The 18,342-nt window shown below is 69.8% G+C and carries 22 protein-coding genes and 1 pseudogene; 13 read left to right on the top strand and 10 right to left on the bottom strand.

Features of this window, described 5'->3' with window-relative positions; translation table 11 throughout:
• Positions 1-37 precede the first annotated feature (37 nt).
• A complete protein-coding gene (locus ACYVD1_RS29700) occupies positions 38-415 on the top strand; it encodes a roadblock/LC7 domain-containing protein (protein ID WP_460777821.1) in 378 nt (125 codons plus the stop codon).
• A gap of 181 nt (positions 416-596) precedes the next feature.
• On the opposite strand, the gene ACYVD1_RS29695 is transcribed toward ACYVD1_RS29700, so the two are convergent.
• The 3 genes from ACYVD1_RS29695 to ACYVD1_RS29685 form a co-directional block, all read right to left on the bottom strand.
• Positions 597-944: a hypothetical protein gene (locus ACYVD1_RS29695; protein WP_460777820.1), complete on the bottom strand. Its 348-nt coding sequence runs from the start codon at positions 942-944 to the stop codon at positions 597-599.
• A 525-nt stretch (positions 945-1,469) separates the two neighbouring features.
• Positions 1,470-1,922, bottom strand: coding sequence for an SgcJ/EcaC family oxidoreductase (locus ACYVD1_RS29690; RefSeq protein WP_460777819.1), 453 nt, complete (start codon positions 1,920-1,922; stop codon positions 1,470-1,472).
• Between the two features lie 104 nt (positions 1,923-2,026).
• Positions 2,027-2,731, bottom strand: a complete 705-nt coding sequence (locus ACYVD1_RS29685) for an IclR family transcriptional regulator (protein WP_460777818.1) — start codon at positions 2,729-2,731, stop codon at positions 2,027-2,029.
• A gap of 114 nt (positions 2,732-2,845) precedes the next feature.
• Between ACYVD1_RS29685 and ACYVD1_RS29680 the strand changes: the two genes are divergently transcribed.
• From ACYVD1_RS29680 to ACYVD1_RS29660, 5 genes are all read left to right on the top strand, one after another.
• Positions 2,846-3,274 (top strand): nuclear transport factor 2 family protein, encoded by a 429-nt coding sequence (locus tag ACYVD1_RS29680; protein WP_460777817.1) that lies wholly within the window; start codon positions 2,846-2,848, stop codon positions 3,272-3,274.
• Between the two features lie 47 nt (positions 3,275-3,321).
• Positions 3,322-4,155 (top strand): SDR family NAD(P)-dependent oxidoreductase, encoded by an 834-nt coding sequence (locus tag ACYVD1_RS29675; protein ID WP_460777816.1) that lies wholly within the window; start codon positions 3,322-3,324, stop codon positions 4,153-4,155.
• Positions 4,148-5,566, top strand: a complete 1,419-nt coding sequence (locus tag ACYVD1_RS29670; protein WP_460777815.1) for an FAD-dependent oxidoreductase — start codon at positions 4,148-4,150, stop codon at positions 5,564-5,566. Before ACYVD1_RS29675 ends, ACYVD1_RS29670 begins: the two co-directional genes overlap by 8 nt.
• An 80-nt stretch (positions 5,567-5,646) precedes the next feature.
• Positions 5,647-6,972 carry an MFS transporter gene (locus ACYVD1_RS29665; RefSeq protein WP_460777814.1) on the top strand — a complete coding sequence of 442 codons (1,326 nt, stop codon included), beginning with the start codon at positions 5,647-5,649 and terminating at the stop codon, positions 6,970-6,972.
• Positions 6,973-6,983: 11 nt separating this feature from the next.
• Complete coding sequence (locus ACYVD1_RS29660; protein ID WP_460777813.1) at positions 6,984-7,781, top strand: SDR family NAD(P)-dependent oxidoreductase; 798 nt, start codon at positions 6,984-6,986, stop codon at positions 7,779-7,781.
• A 74-nt stretch (positions 7,782-7,855) separates the two neighbouring features.
• Here the strand turns inward: ACYVD1_RS29660 and ACYVD1_RS29655 are convergent, their stop codons facing one another.
• Both ACYVD1_RS29655 and ACYVD1_RS29650 read right to left on the bottom strand, forming a co-directional pair.
• Complete coding sequence (locus tag ACYVD1_RS29655; protein ID WP_460777812.1) at positions 7,856-8,149, bottom strand: Rdx family protein; 294 nt, start codon at positions 8,147-8,149, stop codon at positions 7,856-7,858.
• 50 nt (positions 8,150-8,199) lie between these two features.
• Positions 8,200-9,123 carry a universal stress protein gene (locus ACYVD1_RS29650; protein WP_460777811.1) on the bottom strand — a complete coding sequence of 308 codons (924 nt, stop codon included), beginning with the start codon at positions 9,121-9,123 and terminating at the stop codon, positions 8,200-8,202.
• Between the two features lie 121 nt (positions 9,124-9,244).
• On the opposite strand from ACYVD1_RS29650, the gene ACYVD1_RS29645 reads away from it, so the two are divergent.
• From ACYVD1_RS29645 to ACYVD1_RS29630, 4 genes are all read left to right on the top strand, one after another.
• Positions 9,245-9,577 carry an inositol monophosphatase family protein gene (locus ACYVD1_RS29645; RefSeq protein ID WP_460777810.1) on the top strand — a complete coding sequence of 111 codons (333 nt, stop codon included), beginning with the start codon at positions 9,245-9,247 and terminating at the stop codon, positions 9,575-9,577.
• Positions 9,514-9,870: an inositol monophosphatase family protein gene (locus ACYVD1_RS29640; RefSeq protein ID WP_460777823.1), complete on the top strand. Its 357-nt coding sequence runs from the start codon at positions 9,514-9,516 to the stop codon at positions 9,868-9,870. Before ACYVD1_RS29645 ends, ACYVD1_RS29640 begins: the two co-directional genes overlap by 64 nt.
• A gap of 4 nt (positions 9,871-9,874) precedes the next feature.
• Positions 9,875-10,132: an inositol monophosphatase family protein gene (locus tag ACYVD1_RS29635; protein ID WP_460777809.1), complete on the top strand. Its 258-nt coding sequence runs from the start codon at positions 9,875-9,877 to the stop codon at positions 10,130-10,132.
• A gap of 182 nt (positions 10,133-10,314) precedes the next feature.
• A complete protein-coding gene (locus tag ACYVD1_RS29630) occupies positions 10,315-11,511 on the top strand; it encodes a cytochrome P450 family protein (protein WP_460777808.1) in 1,197 nt (398 codons plus the stop codon).
• Between the two features lie 57 nt (positions 11,512-11,568).
• Here ACYVD1_RS29630 and ACYVD1_RS29625 read toward each other — a convergent pair.
• The 3 genes and pseudogenes from ACYVD1_RS29625 to ACYVD1_RS29615 form a co-directional block, all read right to left on the bottom strand.
• Positions 11,569-11,772, bottom strand: a pseudogene (locus tag ACYVD1_RS29625) (substrate-binding domain-containing protein); the annotation flags it as partial.
• Between the two features lie 98 nt (positions 11,773-11,870).
• Positions 11,871-13,430, bottom strand: a complete 1,560-nt coding sequence (locus tag ACYVD1_RS29620) for a BCCT family transporter (protein ID WP_460777807.1) — start codon at positions 13,428-13,430, stop codon at positions 11,871-11,873.
• Positions 13,431-13,916: 486 nt separating this feature from the next.
• Positions 13,917-14,837 (bottom strand): aminoglycoside phosphotransferase/kinase family protein, encoded by a 921-nt coding sequence (locus tag ACYVD1_RS29615; RefSeq protein ID WP_460777806.1) that lies wholly within the window; start codon positions 14,835-14,837, stop codon positions 13,917-13,919.
• 49 nt (positions 14,838-14,886) lie between these two features.
• On the opposite strand from ACYVD1_RS29615, the gene ACYVD1_RS29610 reads away from it, so the two are divergent.
• Complete coding sequence (locus tag ACYVD1_RS29610; protein ID WP_460777805.1) at positions 14,887-15,645, top strand: DUF4184 family protein; 759 nt, start codon at positions 14,887-14,889, stop codon at positions 15,643-15,645.
• Between the two features lie 44 nt (positions 15,646-15,689).
• On the opposite strand, the gene ACYVD1_RS29605 is transcribed toward ACYVD1_RS29610, so the two are convergent.
• Positions 15,690-15,938 carry an SDR family oxidoreductase gene (locus ACYVD1_RS29605; RefSeq protein ID WP_460777822.1) on the bottom strand — a complete coding sequence of 83 codons (249 nt, stop codon included), beginning with the start codon at positions 15,936-15,938 and terminating at the stop codon, positions 15,690-15,692.
• 15 nt (positions 15,939-15,953) lie between these two features.
• Positions 15,954-16,628, bottom strand: coding sequence for a hypothetical protein (locus tag ACYVD1_RS29600; RefSeq protein ID WP_460777804.1), 675 nt, complete (start codon positions 16,626-16,628; stop codon positions 15,954-15,956).
• Between the two features lie 62 nt (positions 16,629-16,690).
• Here ACYVD1_RS29600 and ACYVD1_RS29595 point away from each other — a divergent pair, with 62 nt between their 5' ends.
• The gene (locus ACYVD1_RS29595) at positions 16,691-16,993 is read left to right on the top strand and encodes a hypothetical protein (protein ID WP_460777803.1); all 303 of its coding nucleotides are present in this window, start codon (positions 16,691-16,693) and stop codon (positions 16,991-16,993) included.
• Between the two features lie 62 nt (positions 16,994-17,055).
• On the top strand, positions 17,056-18,339 hold the full coding sequence (locus tag ACYVD1_RS29590) for an AI-2E family transporter (protein ID WP_460777802.1): 1,284 nt from the start codon (positions 17,056-17,058) through the stop codon (positions 18,337-18,339).
• The last annotated feature ends 3 nt before the right edge of the window (positions 18,340-18,342 follow it).

Here is an 18,342-nt window from a genome sequence, read left to right as displayed (position 1 = left end):
GGCGCCCCGGGGCGACGGCACAGGAGGGGATTGAGCGATGGTCCAGGACGAGATCGTCCGGGAACTGGCCGACTTGCGCGAGCGCGTGACCGGGGTGACCGGGGGCGTCGTCGCGGCCTCGGACGGCCTGGTGGTGGCGTCCGACAGCCCGGAGGTGCGCGACCAGGCGCTGGCCGCGCTGGCCGCGACCACCCTGGGGCTGGGCAAGCGCACCGCCGGCGAGGTCGGTTTGGGGCCCCTGAACGAGGTGGAGGTCCGCTGCCAGGGCGGGCACGTCGTGGTGTACGCCATGGGCGCCGAGGCCCTGCTGACGGTCATGGGAGACGAGGGTATGGACGGGCAGACCCTGGCCCGGGAGGCCCGGCGCACCATCGAGCGCGTCGGAGCGCTCTTGGAGGTCACTGGCTCCTCCTGAGGCGCCGCGCCCCCGTGTCCGGCAGTTGCCCCGCCTGGAGTGGCGGGCGTCCACCGGCCGGTGACGTCAACCCGGGGAGGATGCCACCGTCCACCCGTGGGACGGGTTCCCTCCGGTTGTGCCCGGGTGTCGGCCGGCACCGCGTCGAAGACTGACACGGCGCCGACCGTTCGAACACGCCCTAGCAGCTGTCGGTGGCGACGTACTGGGACCACGGCTGCCACGGGCGGTGCTCGAAGCTCTCCCCGGGAGCCAACTCCGTGCAAGGACTGTCGCCGGCGTACCTCATGACCACCTTCACGTTCTGGGTGGTGGAGCAGTTGTTCTTGACGAAGGCGAAACCGGCGCTGTACCAGGTCCTGTCGACACAATCTGGAGCCAGCGACATCGTTTCAGTCTCCGTGACGGTCTCTGCCGTGCCTTCGGGGGCCGTCTCGTCGGTGGTGTCCTGAGCCAGAGCCGGGGCAGAGAAGGCGGCGGTGGCGGCCAGGGCGGCGGCGCCGGTGGCGAGGTACTTGGCGATCCTCATGGTGTTCCTCTCCGTTATCGGATCACTGATTGGCTTTCAATCAAGCTTTGATGATCTGTTAGCCCATTGGGCTTTCGGAGCTGAGGCTCATGTTTGAGCTGGTCAGCACATTGTTGCATTGAATGGGGTTGGATTTTTGGGAACCCGGTCCCCTGTTTCTGTCTGGTGTGAAGAATGGATAGGTTTCACGTTGAAGTCATTGTTTTCGGCGCCGCAAACAGACTGCAATAGAGAGCATTGAAAGGGCAAGGAGGTTCACTGTCCTCATCTGGCCAGAACCTTATCGCTACATATTTCCATCGGAATCAAGTTCTGACTCTGGGTTACAAGTAGAGGTGAGTGTATGTCCTGAACTGCGAATACTTGCTCTAGCGGTCGGCCGGTCCTGCTCGTTGCGCACAGGTAGAAGAAAGTCCTCATGCGGCCAGAACTTTTTCGACCGGGCTCGTTCACTCCAGGCGAGAGGGAAATTCGGATGTCAGTCCGGCCCCGCCGATGCGAAGAACGCGGTGTCGCCCGGCAGGCTCAGCTGCGGTAGTCGACGGGGGACAGGTCGCCGCCCCGCCCGGCCAGGCTCTCCGCGCCCGACACGCGGTCGGTGTTGTGCGCGGCGACCGCTGTCCAGCCCTCGGGGGCTGCGCGCACGACGAAGGTGAACACCCCGCACCTGCGGTCCGCGGGCGAGCCGTCGGGCATCACCTGGCCGTCGACACTCCACCGGCAGTGCACGACCGCCGCGTCGTCGCCCAGCATGCGCACCCGGATCCCGGACACCCGCATGGTCGTGCCGGGGAAGATGACCCGCAGACCGTACTCGTGGGCCCTGCGGATCGCCTCGCGGTCGCGCCACCACAGCCCGACGACGTTCACGAAGTCGGCGTCCGGCGCGAACAGCGCGGCGATCCCGTCGGCGTCACCTTCACTCCAGGCCTGCGCGAACCGCCGCGGAACGCTCTCCGGTCCCTCGTCTGCCGACATCCTCGAACCTCAACTCCACCGCGGCTCGGCCTCCTGGGCCGCCCAGCCTGACACGGGATCGGGTGCGGGGCCACCGCCCGTGGGTGTCGGCCAGGTGCCAAGTGTCAGGGCGCGTGCACCATGTTCGCGAGGCGGCGGGCCGCCTCCCGCACGGCGGCACCGAAGAGCTCGGGTTCGTCCAGTTCCAGCACGGAGACACCGATACTGGCGATCGGTTCGCCGCGGGAGCTCACCACGGGCGCGGACACGCCCGTCACGGCGTTGGTCACCTCACCGTGTGAGACCGCGTAACCGCGCTCGCGGGCGAGGGCTATCTCCCCCCGTTCGCCGACGCGGGGCGGCAGCGCGGACAGCAGGGCCAGACCGGCGGAGCCCTGCCCCAGCGGGTCGACCCGACCGGCGCGGAAGGCGATGTGTGCCCTCGCTTCGAGGGGCTCGATCACCATCAGGGCCCGAGCCTCGTCCTCGCCCTCGGGAACGACCAGGTGGGCGGTGGCCCCCTGCGCCTCGGCCAGGTCGGCCAGGACCGGCCTGGCTACCTCGCGGAGGTCGGCTTCGACGGATTCTGCGAGTGCCAACAGGCCCGGGCCCAGCGTGATGCGTTTGAACGCGTCGCGTTTGCAGAGCCGGTGCTCCTCCAGGGTGCGGATCAGCCGGTGGGCGACGGTCCGGTGCACCCCGATCCCGTCAGCGACCTCGGTGACCGACAGGCCGTGTGGGTGTCTGCTGAGCAGTTCCAACACCTCGATGCCGTTGTGCAGCGTCTTGGAGGTCTTCGTGTCCGGCCGTTCGGCCGTTTCCTTGGGCATCTGACTCCCTTCGCATGGTGAACATACATGCCATCCCTTGACTCCGGTGACGTGCGACACATACGTTGAACATTAATTGCACGTCTAGTGCTATTATCGCACATAAGGGGAATCATGGAGGCCACGACCTTCGTCGAGGTGCAGCAGCTCTACGCACGCCAGTCGCACCTCATCGATTCGGGCCGTGCCGAGGAATGGGCACGGACCTTCACAGAAGACGGGGAGTTCCACTCGCCGAGCTATCCCGGCCCGGTCATCGGTAGACAGGCGCTCCGTGCCTTCGCGGAGCGTTTCACCAAGGACGCCAGGGACGCCGGAGAGGTGCGCCGCCACGTGATCACCAATGTGTTCGCGGAGCCGGGGTCAAGCGGGGAACTGCAGGTCAGTGCGTATCTTCAAGTCATCGCCACCGCTGTGACGGGCCTCACCAGGACCCTGCGGTTCACCACGGTCCACGACCGGCTCCGCCGAGACGGCGACACCTGGTACACCGCCCGCCGCGAGGTGCACCGCGACGACCTGCCCGCCCGAGAACGCCCATGACTCCTCGCCCCGCCGACTCCTCCACACCGCCGACGAAAGGCACGCGCATGACCCAGCACGAGGGCAGCGGACCCGCGAACGTCGTCCACCGCACGATGGAAGTCGTCCACCCCGAGATGGCAGGTCGCACCGCGGTCGTCACCGGAGCCGCTCGCGGCATGGGCCGTAGCTTCGCCGCCGCGCTCGCCGCCCGCGGTGTCAACGTCGTCGGTGCCGACATCAACGACACGGACATGAAGCAGACCGCAGAGGACATCAACCGGGAGCTGGAACGGGGCGACACCAGCAGGGGCCCGGGCCGTGTGTCCGCCGGGCGGATCGACGTGGCCGACCCCGGCCAGCACGACGACCTCGCCCAGGTGGCTGTCAGCGAGTTCGGCTCCCTCGACTACTGGGTCAACAACGCCGGTGTCTTTCCCTTCGCGCTGATAGGCGAGATCAGCGCCGAACAGATGTCCAGTGTCCTGGACGTCAACGTCCAGGGCGTCTTGCACGGAGCTCAGGCAGCCGCCCGCCACATGGAGCCAGGCGGGGCCATCGTCAATATGTCGTCCGTCTCGGCCGTCAGGGTCCGCCGGGGCCGTGCCGCCTACTGCGCTTCCAAAGCCGCCGTCGCCCACCTCACCGAATCACTGGCCGTCGAGCTCGGAGACAAGGGCCTGCGGGTGAACTCCATCGCACCCGGGTTCATCGACACGGAGATGACCCGCTGGCTCCAGGACGACCCGGAGGCGCTGGAGGCCGCGCTCGACAACGTCCCCCTGCACCGGGTCGGCTCCCCGGAGGAGGTCGTCGGGGTCCTGCTCTTCCTGCTCTCCGACAGCAGCCGCTACGTGACTGGGCACAGCATCGCCGTGGACGGCGGTTCCCGCCATGTCTGAGGCCGTCGAGACCGACGTCGTCGTTGTCGGAGGGGGAGGGGCCGGACTCACGGCGGCGGCCACCGCGGCCGAGAACGGTGCCGAAGTTCTGCTGTTCGAGTCCGAGACTGAGCTCGGCGGATCCACCCAGCTCTCCGCGGGACTCTTCACGGCCGCCGCCACGAGTGTCCAGCGCGGTACAGGGGTCGCGGACACGGTGGAGCGCTTTTACCAGCACTACATGGACCTCAACCAGTGGATGCTGGAGCCCGGGCTCATCCGCACGTTCTGCGAGAACGCGGGCCCCAGCCTGGAGTGGCTCATCGGCCTGGGCCTGGAGATCCCCGCACGAGTATCCACCAACGCCCACATGCCGGGACTCTCGCAGGCGGGTGTAGAGGACGTCTGGCGGGGACACGTCCCCAAGGACCAAGGCCTGGGCCTCGTCGGGATCCTGACCGAGGCCTGCCGCCGCTACGGTGTCGAGGTCGTCCCCAACACCCGGGTGGAGCGCCTGTTGTCGGAGGAGGGCAGCGTCGTCGGCGTGGTCGCGGACGGGGTCGAGGTCCGCGCGCACGCGGTTGTCGTCGCGACCGGCGGCCTGTCCCGGGACCCCGAACTGCTCAAGGAGTACTATCCGGCGGCCCTGGACGCGGGGGAGGACGGGTTCGTCGTAGCGGCACCCGGAAGCAGGGGCGACCACATGCGCTTCGCAGACCAAGTCGGTGCCTCCGTCACCGGTTCGGGCTGGGGGCTGCTGCTTCCGACCGTGTACTTCCAGCGCCAGCACCACTGGCGGTCCGGTTTTCCGCCGGTCTCCCGGTTGTATGTCAACCGCGCAGGTCGACGATTCATGGACGAGGACGCTTCGTACGCGGTCTCCACCGGCATCATCGAAGCCCAGGGAGGATTCGCCTGGTGCGTGTTCGACGACCGCGCCAGGGCCTCCCTGCCCTCCGGCTACGCTGACTGGACCCCGGAACGGGTTACCCAGGAAGCCGATGAGGGCAGGACCTTGCGCGCCGACACCCTGGAGGAGCTCGCCGGGCTCATGGGGGTTCCGGCTGAGGCACTGCGCGTCACCGTCGACACCTGGAACGGCCAACTGCCCCACGGGGAGGACGAGCACTTCCTACGCCACCTCACCCTGAGGAACAAGGGGCAGGCCGGTCATCCCGACCCCATCGACCGCGGGCCCTTCCACGCGGCGCGCATCCTGCCAGCCGAGCTCGTCTGTACACACGCCGGACTGGAGATCACCTCCCGCGCGGACGTGCTCGACGGCACCGGACGAACCATCCCCGGCCTCTACGCCGCGGGCGAAGCCGGCGCGGGTGTGCTCGGTCTGCGCTACGTAGGTGGCGGCAACGCCGTCGCCAACGCCGTCACCATGGGCCGGATCGCCGGTCGTGAGGCGGCCGCCCGGGGCTGAACTCCCCACCGCTCCCCTGCACCACCCCGGACCGGGCGACAGCCGCGCGCCCCGGTACGGACCTGCTTCAAGGAGGCAGCATGTCACTGGACCAACACCCGTCGGGCGACTCCGTGGAGAAGCCGCCAGCACCGGACTTCCAGTCACGGATGAAGGTCATCCGGGCAGCGGTGCTCGGCACCGTCGTCGAGTACTACGACTTCGGTATCTACGGCTACATGGCCACCTTCGTGGCGATGCTCTTCTTCGTCTCCGAGGACCCGACCGCTGCGCTCCTGGGCACCTTCGCGGCGTTCGCCGTCGCGTTCTTCATGCGGGTGCCCGGCGGAATCGTCTTCGGGCACATCGGCGACAGGTACGGGCGCAAGCGGGCGCTGTCCTGGACCATCCTGCTGATGGTGCTGGCGACCGCACTGATCGGTCTGCTCCCCAGCTACTACACACTCGGCGTGTGGGCGACGAGCCTGCTCGTCCTGTGCCGCTGCTTGCAGGGCTTCGCCGCCGGAGGCGAGCTCGGCGGCGCCAACGCGTTCGTCGCCGAGTCGGCCCCCGCCCGGTGGCGGGCCACCCAGACCTCCCTGGTGAACTCGGGTACGTACTTCGGCTCGCTGTTCGCCGCTCTGGTCGCACTCGCCGCCACATCGCTCTTCACCGAACAACAGATGTTGGACTGGGCCTGGCGCATCCCCTTCCTGTTGAGCCTGCCCATCGGCGTCATCGGCCTGTACATTCGAAGCCACCTCGACGACACCCCGCAGTTCAAGGAGCTCAGCGAGCAGGGTGAGACAGAGAAGCTCCCGCTTAAGGCCCTTCTGGTGACCAACTGGCGGTCGGTCGTGAAGATCATCTGCCTGGGAGCAGTCATCACCGGCGGCTACTACATCGTCTCGGTGTACGCGGCCACCTACCTCCAGACCACCGCCGGGCACTCCTCCCAGCTGGCCTTCGCCTCCACCTCGGTCGCGATGGTCGTCGGAGCCGCCTGTCTGCCGCTGGCGGGCTACCTAGCCGACATCTTCGGTCGGAGGAAGGTCCTGTTCATCGGCAGTGCCGGGGCGGCGCTCCTGGGTGTTCCGATGTTCATGATGATGTCGGCGGGCCCGGCCTGGGCAGCGCTCGTCGGACAGTCCGTCCTGTTCGCCTTCGTGTCCATCGTCAACGGGGCCTCGTTCGTTACCTACGCGGAGATGCTGAGCTCCTCTACCCGGTACAGCGGTATCGCGCTCGGCAACAACGTCACGAACACGCTCCTGGGCGGCACCGCTCCCTTCATCGCCACCTGGTTGATCAGCGTCACGGGACACTCCCTTGCCCCGGCGGGCTACTTCGTCTTTACCGCCCTGCTCACCTGGGTCGCGGTCTTCTTCGTCTCGGAGACCCGCGGTACGGAACTACGCGCTGACTAGGAGGAACGGCCATGGGAAAGCACGGGCTGGTAGGGCGAGGCGTCGTCGTCACGGGAGCTGCGAACGGGATGGGCCGGGTGGAGGCCCTGGCACTGGCGCGCGAGGGCGCCCGGGTCTGGGTGGCCGACCTGGACGAGGACCGGGGCAGTGAGCTCGTGGCGGAGATCCGGGACGTCGGGGGGTCGGCCCGCTTCGCCCGCCTGGACGTCACGGACCCCGGTTCGTGGACGGCCCTGTGCGAACGGATCTCCGCAGAGGACGGCTCGCTCCACGGGCTTGTCAACAATGCCGGGGTCAGTCACCGCTTCGGTATCGCCGACACCGCTGACGAGGACTGGCGGCGGGTGATCGACATCAACCTGTCCGGGGTCTTCTACGGAATGAAGCACCTGGCTCCGCTACTGAGGGAGTCGGGTGCGGGCTCCGTGGTCAACGTGTCCTCCATCGCGGGGATGACGGGATACTTCGCGGCGGCGTACGCCGCGAGCAAGTGGGGCGTGCGCGGGTTGAGCAAGACCGGTGCCATGGAGTTCGCCGGATGGGGTGTGCGCGTCAACTCCCTGCATCCGGGTCTGGTGGACACCCCGTTGCTGAGGTCGGGCTCCGAGGAGTTCGTCGAGGAGAGCTTGCGCTCGGTCCCCGCGGGCCGGGTCGCGGAATCCGGGGAGATCGCCGAGGTCGTGGCATTCCTCCTGTCCGACGCGTCCCGCTACGTCACAGGGGCCGAACTGGTGGTGGATGGCGGACTGACCTCGGGCGGCCTGTACCACCGGGTCCTCGCGGGGCTGGAGAAGGCGCCCCCCGGCTGACCGGTACCAGCCCGCCCTCCGGCCAGGATCCTCTCGTCCGGGTCGTGCCGTCCCCGCTGCCTGGGAGAGCGGCTTCAGGGCTGCTTTTCGGAGTGCCCGAGCGGCCGGTCCGGGGCGACGCGGTCGCGGACGAGGCGCTTGATGTCCGCCGCGTCGGTGAAGGCCGCGTCGGTCTTGCGGGACCACACCGGCTCCCCGTCCACGCGTACCTCGAACACGCCACCGGTCCCGGGTACGAGGGCCACCTCGCCGAGTTCGCTTTCGAAGGTGGTGAGCAGCTCCTGCGCCATCCACGTTGCCCGCGGCAGCCACCGGCAGCGCGTGCAGTACTCGATCTCCAGCCTGGGGTTTCTCGTCTCGTCAGCCACGGTCCCCAGTATGCGCACAGCCCGCTGGGACCGCGCGACCGCCCCGGGGTTCAACGCGCGATGTTCGCCTTGCGGGGCAGCACCGTGACCGGAACGGTTGAGCCGTGCAGCACACCCTGGCTCACCGAACCCAAGAGGAGGCCCCGCACACTGCCCCGGCCCCGCGAACCGACCACGACCATGTCCGCGGTGGCACCCGTCTCGATCAGGGCCTCGGCCGGATCCTGCGAGCTGCGCACGACGGCCACGCCCACCCCCTCGGTGTCGGCGTCCACGACCTTGCTGAGCATGTCGGACACCATCTCCTGCGACCGCTGGTCCAACAGGTCGTCCGGGGGCACCCAACCGCCCTCGGCCAGGGACTGGGCGTCGAAGGGCAGCGGCACCTGCCAGCTGTGCACCACGACCACCGAACCCCCGTCCACCCGCGCGGCCTCGCGCAACGCGAAGTCGAGGGCGCTGCGGGAGTCGTCGGAACCGTCCACCCCCACCACGATCCGCCGCGGCGCCTCGGTCACCGCGTCAGCGCCCACGGGCACCACGACCACCGGGCAGACGGCACGCGCGGCCAGGCGGACACTGGCCGAGGACTCCAGGGCGGAGCGCGCCGCTCCCAGCCCGCGCGACCCCACGACCACCAGGTCGTCCGGGTCGGTACGGAGCAGAAGGGCCTTCGCCGGCTCCTCCAAGGCCAGCACCGTCTCCACCGGGAGTCCGGGCTGGAGTTCGCGCGCCCGTTCGGCGGCCTGCCGGAGCAACCGGTCGCCTTGGTCCCTGATCTCCTCCGAGGGCGGGAACCGGGTGCTGCCCGCGTAGACGGACATCACCAGCGGCATGGCCAGGGCGTGGACCACGCTGAGTGTGCACCCGCGGCGCGCGGCCTCGGCCGCGGCCCAGCCCAGCGCCCGGTCACCCGTAGCCGACCCGTCGACACCCACCATCACCCTGGGCGTTCCCGACTCGTTCTCCGCCATCTCCTACCTCCCCATCGGAGGCCGCCCCGCGCGCCCCTTGCGCACAGTATGGTCCCCACCGGAAAGGGTGCCCGAAGTACCCCCGCCGTGCGGCGGGACTCTCCGGGCGGAAGGGAGAGCGATGCGGGACGACGGGGACCCGGCCCTCGCACACCGGCTGGCTGATCTCGCCGGGGATATCGCCATGCGCTACGCCGCGGAGGGGACCCGCGCGACCGAGACGAAGAGCGACGGCAGCCCCGTCACCCCCGCGGATCTTCGTATCGAGCGCGAGTTGCGCGCCCGCGTCGCGTGGGAGCGCCCGCGCGACGCCTTCACCGGAGAGGAACTCGGAGTTGCGGGCCCTGAGCGGGAGGGGCGCGGTCTGGACGGGCCGGAGCCCGCACTTGGATCGTCGACGCCATCGACGGCACCAGGAGTTTCCTCGCCGGCGAGCCGGAGTGGGGCACGCTGATCGCTCTCACCCGGGGCCGCCGAGTCGACCTCGGCCTGGTCTCCGCACCGTCCCTGGAGAGCCGCTGGTGGGCGGGGTCGGGCGGGGGAGCGTGGACGGCGACCACCCCGACACCGGCCGGGAGCTACGACCCCCCGCCTGACTGTCAGTGCCACGGGCCAGTTGGCCGACGCGTCGGTCGGGTTCCGGCCGCCTCCGGCACGGGTCACCGAACACGCCCGCGCCGCGGCGGCAGGGCTCGCCGCGAGGTCAGGGCGAGCAGTCCCTGCGCTCGACTGGAACGGACCGGGTAATGCTGTGCCGGCACCGCCCAAACCGTCGACCGGGACGGGGACCTGCCATGGCGGGCTGCTCGTGGCCACGGGGCAGCGGGACGCCTTCCTGCTGCTGGGCGCGGGCCCTTGGGACATCGCGCCCTTGGTGCCGATCGTCCGGGAAGCGGGCGGGTCGTTCAGCGACCTGTCCGGCGAGGACCGGTTCGACACCGGGGCCGCGCTGTTCGGAAACGGCCGGATCCACGACGAGATCCTGGACGCCGTGCGGGCCCGGACCTGACCCGGCTCCGGTTGTGACCCGGGCCGGGCCACAACCGGCCGGGGGCGTTGTCAGTACCCGCCCGGCGACGTAGAACGAGTGGGAGCAGCACCGGCTCCACCCCCGCACCCCGCTCCCTCGGCCTTCAGGAGGCTGCCATCTCCCCTCCCACCAACACGGAGACCTCAGGATGTCCCTACCGCTTGCGCACGGACGGGACGGGTTTCCACGAAGAGACCGCCCGGCTGCGTGCGGGAGGGCCCGCGCACCGCGTCGAACTCCCCGGGGGTGTGGTCGCCTGGGCCGTCACCCGGCACGAACTGGTCAAGGACCTGCTGGCCGACCCACGGGTCTCCCGGGACTTCAGGGCGCACTGGCCCGATCACGACAAGCTCGGGGAGGACTGGTCGCTCGCCCGGCTCGTTCTCCTGGACGGCTTCATCAACCGTCACGGGGACGAGCACCGGCGCCTGCGCCGACTGGTCACCCCCGCGTTCACCCCGAGCCGGGTGCGCCGCATGGAGGACACCGTCCGTGAGCGGGCACGGGGGCTCGTCGCCGACATGGCGCGGGCCGCGCCCGGTCAGGAGGTCGACCTGCGGGCCGCGCTGTCCCGTCCGCTGACGATGGGTGTGATCTGTGAGCTCTTCGGTGTTCCCGAGGACCTGTCGGAACGGCTCGGCGCCGCGGTGGACACCGGTGTGGACACCACCGCCGGGCCAGAGGAGGTCCTGGCCGGTCAGCGGGAACTGATGGCCTGCTTGGACATCCTGGTGGAGTACCGGCGGGCCCGTCCCGGTACGGACCTCACCAGCGACCTGCTCGACCCCGAGAGCGGCCAACCGCTGCCGTACGGCGATCTGGTCGGCACGCTGGTCCTCATGATCGGGGCCGGTTTCGAGACCGCGGTCAACCTCATCACCAGCGCGGTGCACGCCCTGCTCACCCACCCCGAGTACCGGGAGCGCCTGACCGCCGGGGAACTGGCGGTCGAGGAGGTGGTGGAGGAGTCCCTGCGCCGCGACCCGCCCACCAAGTACGTGCCGCTGCGTTACGCGGTGGAGGACATCGACCTCGGCGGGGGAGTAGTCATCGCCCAAGGCGAGCCCATCCTGGTCGCCTTCGGCGCCTCCGGCCGGGACCCGCGCCTGCACCCCGACTCCCCTGAGGCCTTCGACCCGGACCGCCCCTCCAAGGAGCATCTGGCCTTCGGCCGCGGCGCGCACTTCTGCGTGGGGGCGCACCTGGCCCGGATGGAGGCCCGCCTCGCCTTGGAGGAGCTGTTCACGGCGCTGCCCGGCCTCACGCTCGCAGAGTCGGGCCGGGACCCGGCGAAGGTCCCTTCACTGCTGGTCAACGGATACGCGGAACTCCACGCCATCCCGCACCCGTCCCCCTGACCGCGGGGGGACCGGGCGAAGCCCGCCGTGGTCCGCGCCCGGGAAGGAGAGCGATGCGGAAACGCGTGTGGTCGGAGGGTCGGTGTGCGGGAACCAGGGGATGTCGTCGAACGCGGCCAGGCCGATTTCGTCGGGCACGCGCAGGCAGCGGACTCGGATCGCCTCGAGTGCTCCCCGGGCCGTCAGGTTGTCGGTGGCGAAGCCGGCATCCGGGGGCTCGGGCAGGTCGAGGAAGCGTTCGGTGGCCACACGTCCGCTCTCGTCAGGTCGCTGTGGTTGCGGTCACAGACGCGGGCGGCAGTGGAGCGGGAGGTGCGGTCGGCGCTCCGCGAGCAGTGCGGGAGCGCCGACCGCCGTGGTCACACGGTGGCTTCCAATTCCGCCTGTGCCGGTTGCCGCGGTGGGTCGGCCGCTTCCACCGTCCCTTCGGTCCTCAGGTCGCGCAGGAAGGACACGACCACGCCCACGATGACGACGAGGAAGGGCGCTGACGTGACGATGACCGTCTGTTGCAGCGCGTTGAGCCCGCCCGAGTACAGGAGGATGATCGCCAGGGCCCCTGTCATCGCGCCCCACAGCAGCAGGATCGGCGTCCGGGGCGCGAGGGAGCCGCGCGTGGTGAGCATGCTCAGCACGTAGGTGTTCGCGTCGGCGCCCGAGACGAAGAAGAGCACCGCCAGGATCACCACCAGCGCCGCCGTGACCGTGGGGAGGGGGAACTCGGCCAGGGTCGCGAAGAAGGCGCTGTTGATCTCCTGCGCGGTGGCGCCCGCGATGTCCGTGCCGTGGTTCATGTCCAGCTCGATCGCCGAACCGCCGAACACCGAGAACCAGGTGAAGAAGGCCAGGCTGGGCATGCCCAGGACGACCAGGATGAACTGCCGGATGGTGCGCCCGCGCGAGATGCGCGCCAGGAACACGCCGACGAAGGCGCCCCAGGACACCCACCAGGCCATCATGAAGTAGGTCCAGCCCTGCATCCACTCGGTGTCACCGAAAGCGGCGCCGCGCAGGCTCATCAGGAGGAACTCGTTGCCGTACTGGCCGATGGACTCCAGGAACAGCGAGATCAGGAAGGCCGTCGGGCCGAGGAAGAGCACGAACACGAAGAGCAGCGAGGCGACCGAGAGGTTGATCTCGCTGGTGTAGCGGATGCCCCGCTTGACGCCCGACGCGGCCGAGAGGCTAAACAGGACCGTGACCACGACCACGATGACGACCTGGGTGGTGGTCCCGGTGGGGGTGCCCAGGAGGCGGTTCAGGCCGTTGTCGATCTGCAGGGCTCCCAGACCGAGCGAGGTCGTGGTCCCGAACAGGGTGGCGAAGACCGTGAAGACGTCGATGGCCTTGCCGGCCGGGCCGTCGGCGTGCCGACCCAGCAGCGGTCGGAACAGGGTGCTGACCAACCCGGGGCGCTTCTTGCGGTACATCGAGTAGCCCAGTGCCAGGCCGAAGATCGCGAAGATCGCCCACGCGTGCAGCCCCCAGTCGTAGAAGGAGTACTGGAGTGCGAGGACCGCCGCCTGGGGTGTTCCCGGCTCGGCCAGGTCGTGGGGCGGCGTGGCGAAGTGCGAGATCGGTTCGGCGACGCCGTAGGAGACCAGGCCGATGCCCATCACGGCGCACAGGATCATGGCGATCCAGGTATGTGTGGCGAACTCGGGCCGGTCGTCGTCTGAGCCCAGCCGGACGCGTCCGTAGCGGCTGCAGGCCAGCCCGACCAGGAGCGCCAGGAGCAGGAGGGGGAGTAGCAGGTACGCCCAGCCGAACCTGCCGGTGACCCAGTCCAGGGCTGTGCTCATGGACGCCATCTGGTGGTCCGGGGCCACGACTCCCCAGGCCACGAACAGTGCCGAGATGGAGAGGGAGGCCCAGAAGACCACCCCGACGGTTCTACGGGCGGTCGTGGCGTCATTCATGGGTCGACTCTTCTCTCGCGACGCGGAGCGCACGAAGTGGTGTCACACCGCGCGGTGTCTTGTACGGCAGCGAACCGAGGTCTTCGGCTGTCCAGGCGCCGGGGATGGATTTCAAGGGCGCGAACTTCCTGTTCGAAAGGATGGGGCGCGAGGGTTTCGGGAGGTCTCTCAGACGTGCGTGTCCGGTGACTCGCCTTTCGTGCCGTGTGCGGGCCGTGCAGCAGAACGCGACGGTCGTCACCGAGACGACCGTCGCCGGGCCCAGGGAAGTGTGGGAAGCAGCACCGCGGAGTGACTCCGCGACGCGAACGTTGTCGGCCCTCAACCGGGAGCGGCCGCGTTGGACACCTTCGTGGCCCCTCGTGCGCTGCGAGATCGTCGAGAAGTCCCAGGTGAAGGAGGGGCCGAAGTCTCCGGGCGAGAATACTCGCAACCGGAGGGCAGATTCGCCCTTTCAGGCTGTGGCGGGGGCCACGGACACGGTTCCTAGGCGCCGCCCCGGCGGAGGCGTTCGGCCGCCTGCGCCCGGAGCGGGGCGCCGGACAGCGGCGCGTCGCCGTGCAGCGCCTCCCATCGGGTGTTGTGCGCCGCCGCCCACAGACTGGCCGCCCAAGCGACCTCCTGCTCCGCGGCAGTGAACAGGCGCCCCCGGACGTCCTGGTAGGCGGCCAGGAACGCCTCGGAACTCTCGACCGGCGCCAGCGTGGACGGCCCAGTGCTGGGGAACGCCCCGCTAGCCGCCCCCGCCAACGCCGCCTCCGGTTGCCAGGCCAGGCTGTCCCAGTCGTGCACCGCCCACACATCGCGGCCGCGCCACCGCACGTTCTGCGCCTCGAAATCGGCGTGGCCGAGAACGCACGGCAGGTCGGCGGCCAGGAGCCGCCCGCGGACCCGCTCGGCCGTGTCGACGACATACGCGGGTACGGCGCCCTGGTCCTGCGCGTCGAGGAACCCGACCGTCGGCCACACTCCGGGATCCGTGTGGTCCCAGCGCGCCCAGCGCGGGTTCGGCAGGGGCGGTGCGACGGCCACGTCGGCCAGTGCGGCCATCAGCCGGGCGAACACCTCCGCGTAGCGCACGGCCGCGCCCGGCGAGTCCCCGCGCAGCACGTCGCCACCGGGGCGGTACTCCTCGGCGTGCACTGCCAGTGAACCGACCCCGGTCACCGGCGTGCGCGGCCGGGCGCACGGAAGCCCGCGCTCGGCCAACCGCGCCTGGGCCGCGACGCACGACACGGCCCGCCCGTCGTCCTCGCGCGCCTTGACGACAGCCTCCGTGCCGTCGGCCAACCGGAGGCCGAACACCGTTGAGATGCTCCGCGTCCGGAACAGCGCATCGGCGGGTGCCGCGCCCAGGTGCTCCAGGCACCACCCCGGCAACCACTCCGGCAGATCGTCCTCGGCCATGGTGCGGACTATGCCATGCCCGCCGGGCCCGAGGGCCTAGAATCCCTGCATGCCGGTGACAGTTCCCGCGCACCAAGCGGTGGCGGTAGTGAAGCTGCGCTGGCCGCGGGGCTTCGACGGGGTGGCCCTGGTGGTCGGCTCCGTCTCCCCCGATCTGGCCTACGCCTTCATTCCCTGGATCGAGATCCCCTCGCACACCCCCGCTGCGCTGCTGTACTGGTGCCTGCCGGTCACGCTGGCCGTGTCCTGGCTGCTGCGGCGCTTCGCCCTCCGGGGCGCCGCCTACCTGCCGGACCTGGGCGTACTGCGCATCCGCGACTACGCGGGCTGTGCCGCGGTCAGCCACCGCTCGTGGGTGACGCTCTCCTCGGCGCTGTTGGGCGCAGCCTCGCACATCCTCTGGGACTTCTTCACCCACGACACCGGAGCGCCGCGCCTGTGGCCCGGTATGGCGGAGGAGGCCGTGGCCGGCCTGCCCTGGTACCAGCTGGCCCAGTACACCTCCGGCGTGGTGGGCACGCTCGCCGTCGCCGCGATGGCCGTCGCCGTCGGCTCCCGGCGTCTGCTGCCGCGCTGGCACGGTCGCCCGCCCGCCGATCCACCGGTGCCGCCGCACGCGGGGATGTGGTGGGCGGTGGTTCTCGGCGTGGCGGCCGCCACGCTGGTTCCGGCCCTCCTGTTTCCCTGGCTCGGCGGCCTGCACATCCTGGCGGCTCGACTGCTGTGGGCGGCCCTGATCGCCACGTCGATCGCCGGAGCGGTGGTGGCGGCCCGGTCGGAGGGCCGCTTCACCTCCCGCCTGACCTGACCGGGGACATGTGCTTCACGTGCCGTGAGCTGTACTCAGCGGCGTCACGTTCGGTCGGCGTCGAGGTCGGGTGCCCACGCGACGCCGTTGATGTGGCTGCCCCCGTCGACGAAGAGCGTGTTTCCGGTCAGGTAGCGGCTGTCCTCGCTCGCGAGGAAGACCGCGACGGGAGCGATGTCCGCGTACGCGTCGCCGATCCGGCCCATCGGGTTGGCCGCGCCGGCGGCCGCCTCGAGTTCGGGGTTCTCGGTCATCGCCTTGTCGAACGCCTTACTCTTGGCGGCCGGGCAGATGGCGTCGCCTCCGGTTCAACCCCCAGGTAGCAGGGTCGCGTGGAGCCGGAACGTCCCTACCCCTGGGGGGAGCGGGTCGTCGCTGCCCAGCCCCATGCCCTTCCGGTAGGCCGTGTCGTCGGTCCACTGGGCGTAGTTGAGGAGTCCTGCGCCGTCGAGGCTCACGTGGAAGTGGGCCGACACGAGGCCGTCGGTGCCGGTGGGTTCGTCCTCCGGGGTGTCGGAGTCGAGCATGCCGTCGACGAAGGATTCGATCTCGGCACTGTGGGCGAAGGTGCCGGTCACGATGACGACGGTCTCTGGATCCACAGCGGGTTCGGTTGCTTGGGTGCCGCGGTACGGCCGGTAGCGCTGGAGCCCTTGGCGGTCGATGCCGGGGACGGCGTCGTCGACGGGTGTGCCCTGCTCGTCCTGCTCACGCGCCTGGAATTGCGCGAACGCCTGTTCACCGTCCCACCGGGAGTAGTGGCGCAGCGTGGACCCGTCGGTACCGATGAGGATGCTGTAGGAGTGCAGCCCCGGCGGCCAGTGGCGGGAGCGCCAGGACTCCACCACGGCGTGTGCGGCGGCGTGTTGACGCTCCGGCGTCCCCAGGACCCATGCGCTGGATACCACCAGGCCGGCGTTCGGGTTCTGGAAGTTCGGAGGCTGGCTCGTGACGCGGGCAGCCGTCTGGGAGGTCTTGTTCATGCCCGCATACTAGGCTGCGCCTCAGTGCGCGGACATCGGTCAGGTGGCTGGCATCCACCGCGGTGCCGGACGGCGACACGCCGGTCTCGGGCTTCGAGTCCGACCTCCCGGCCTGGACACACAGGTCCGGGCAGACTCTGTACCACCCGGCGTCGGCCGACGCTGTCGGCACGGTGGCCGACCCCGGGTTGCGTGTATTCGACCTGGCGGGCCTGAGAGCCGTGGAGGTCTCGGCGCTCCCGACAGGGCCACGGGGCCAGTGCGCTCGCGACCATGGTCGGGGAGAGGACCGTCGACCTCTTCAGCACGGGCCAGGGCCTCGAAGGAGGCACGCAATGACCACACACCGCGCGGATGACGACTGAGTGGCCCGAACCCCACGAGCCTCTCCCGGACGTTCCCGCACCGCTCAGAGAACGGAGCCCATGTGCGACCCCAGTGGCCGGGAGCAGGGAAACTGAAGAGCAAGTGGAACGCCGCCCGTAGGGCCCGTGCCGAGCAGGACGAGCCCGAGGCCGCCGACGGGGTCCCGGAGACCGAGGACGACGCGCGGGCCGATGACCTCCTGCGGACCGTGAGCGACGCGGCCTGGCGGTTGCTGGTCATCGGTGTGGTGGCGGGCCTGCTGGTCTACGCGCTAACCCACCTGTCGGTGGTCACGCTCCCGGTGATCATCGCGGTCTTCCTCACAGCGCTGCTGATGCCGCTGGCCAACTGGTTGCGCCGTCCCAATCCGGTCAAGCCCCGCGGGTTCGGCCGGGGATCGTCCACGGCGATCACCCTGCTGGTCGCTCTTACGGTGTACACCCTTGCCGTCACCTTGATCGTGACCCCGGCAGCCGCGAGTTTCGAGGACCTGGTGGACAGCGTCAACCAGGCGGTCGTGCAACTCCAGACCCTGGACCTGCCCTTCGGGATAGATCCCGCGCTGCTCACGGACGTGATCGAGAACGCCTGGGACCAGATTCGGTCCCGGGTCACGGACAACACCGACCAGATCCTCACCGGTGCTTGGACCGCGACGACCGCGGTGACCCGAGTCGTTCTCGGTATCGTGCTGATCATCGTCCTGACCATCTACTTCGTGCATTCGGGCGACAAGCTCATGGACTGGGTCGCCGCCCTCCTGCCGTCCCGCTCCCGCCCGGCCTTCCGACACACCGGTCGGGTCACATACGGGGTGATGGGCCGCTACGTGCGCGGCGTGGCTTTGGTGGGCCTCTTCGACGCCCTCGGTATCGGCATCGTGCTTCTGATCTTCCTCGACACCGGCCTGGCGGTTCCGCTGATCGTGCTCACCTTCGTGGGCGCCTTCCTCCCGGTTATCGGCGCGTTCCTGAGCGGTCTCATCTCCGTTCTCGTCGCCTTGGTGACCGAGAACTGGATCGTGGCGCTGATCGTGCTCGCAGCCGTGATCATCGTGCAGCAGTTGGAAAGCAACGTCTTCGCCCCGCGGATCTACGGCCAGGCCCTGGAGCTGCCGTCGGCCGTAGTCCTGATCGCCCTCACCACGGGCGGGATCCTCGGCGGTGTCGCGGGCCTGTTCCTGGCCACCCCCGTCGCCGCGGTGCTCGCCGCGCTACTGCGCAACAGGCCAACAGCACACTCGGAGACCGAACCCCGGGGATCGTCGGACGAGGGGAAGCCGGGGAAGGCGGGTTCCGCACATCGTTCCGCCCCGACAGGCGCACCGGACGGAGGCAACACGTGAACC

The organism is Nocardiopsis nanhaiensis (assembly GCF_054778635.1).
The sequence above is the reverse complement of the archived record's forward strand: the minus strand, read 5'-3'. Positions and strand labels throughout refer to the sequence as shown.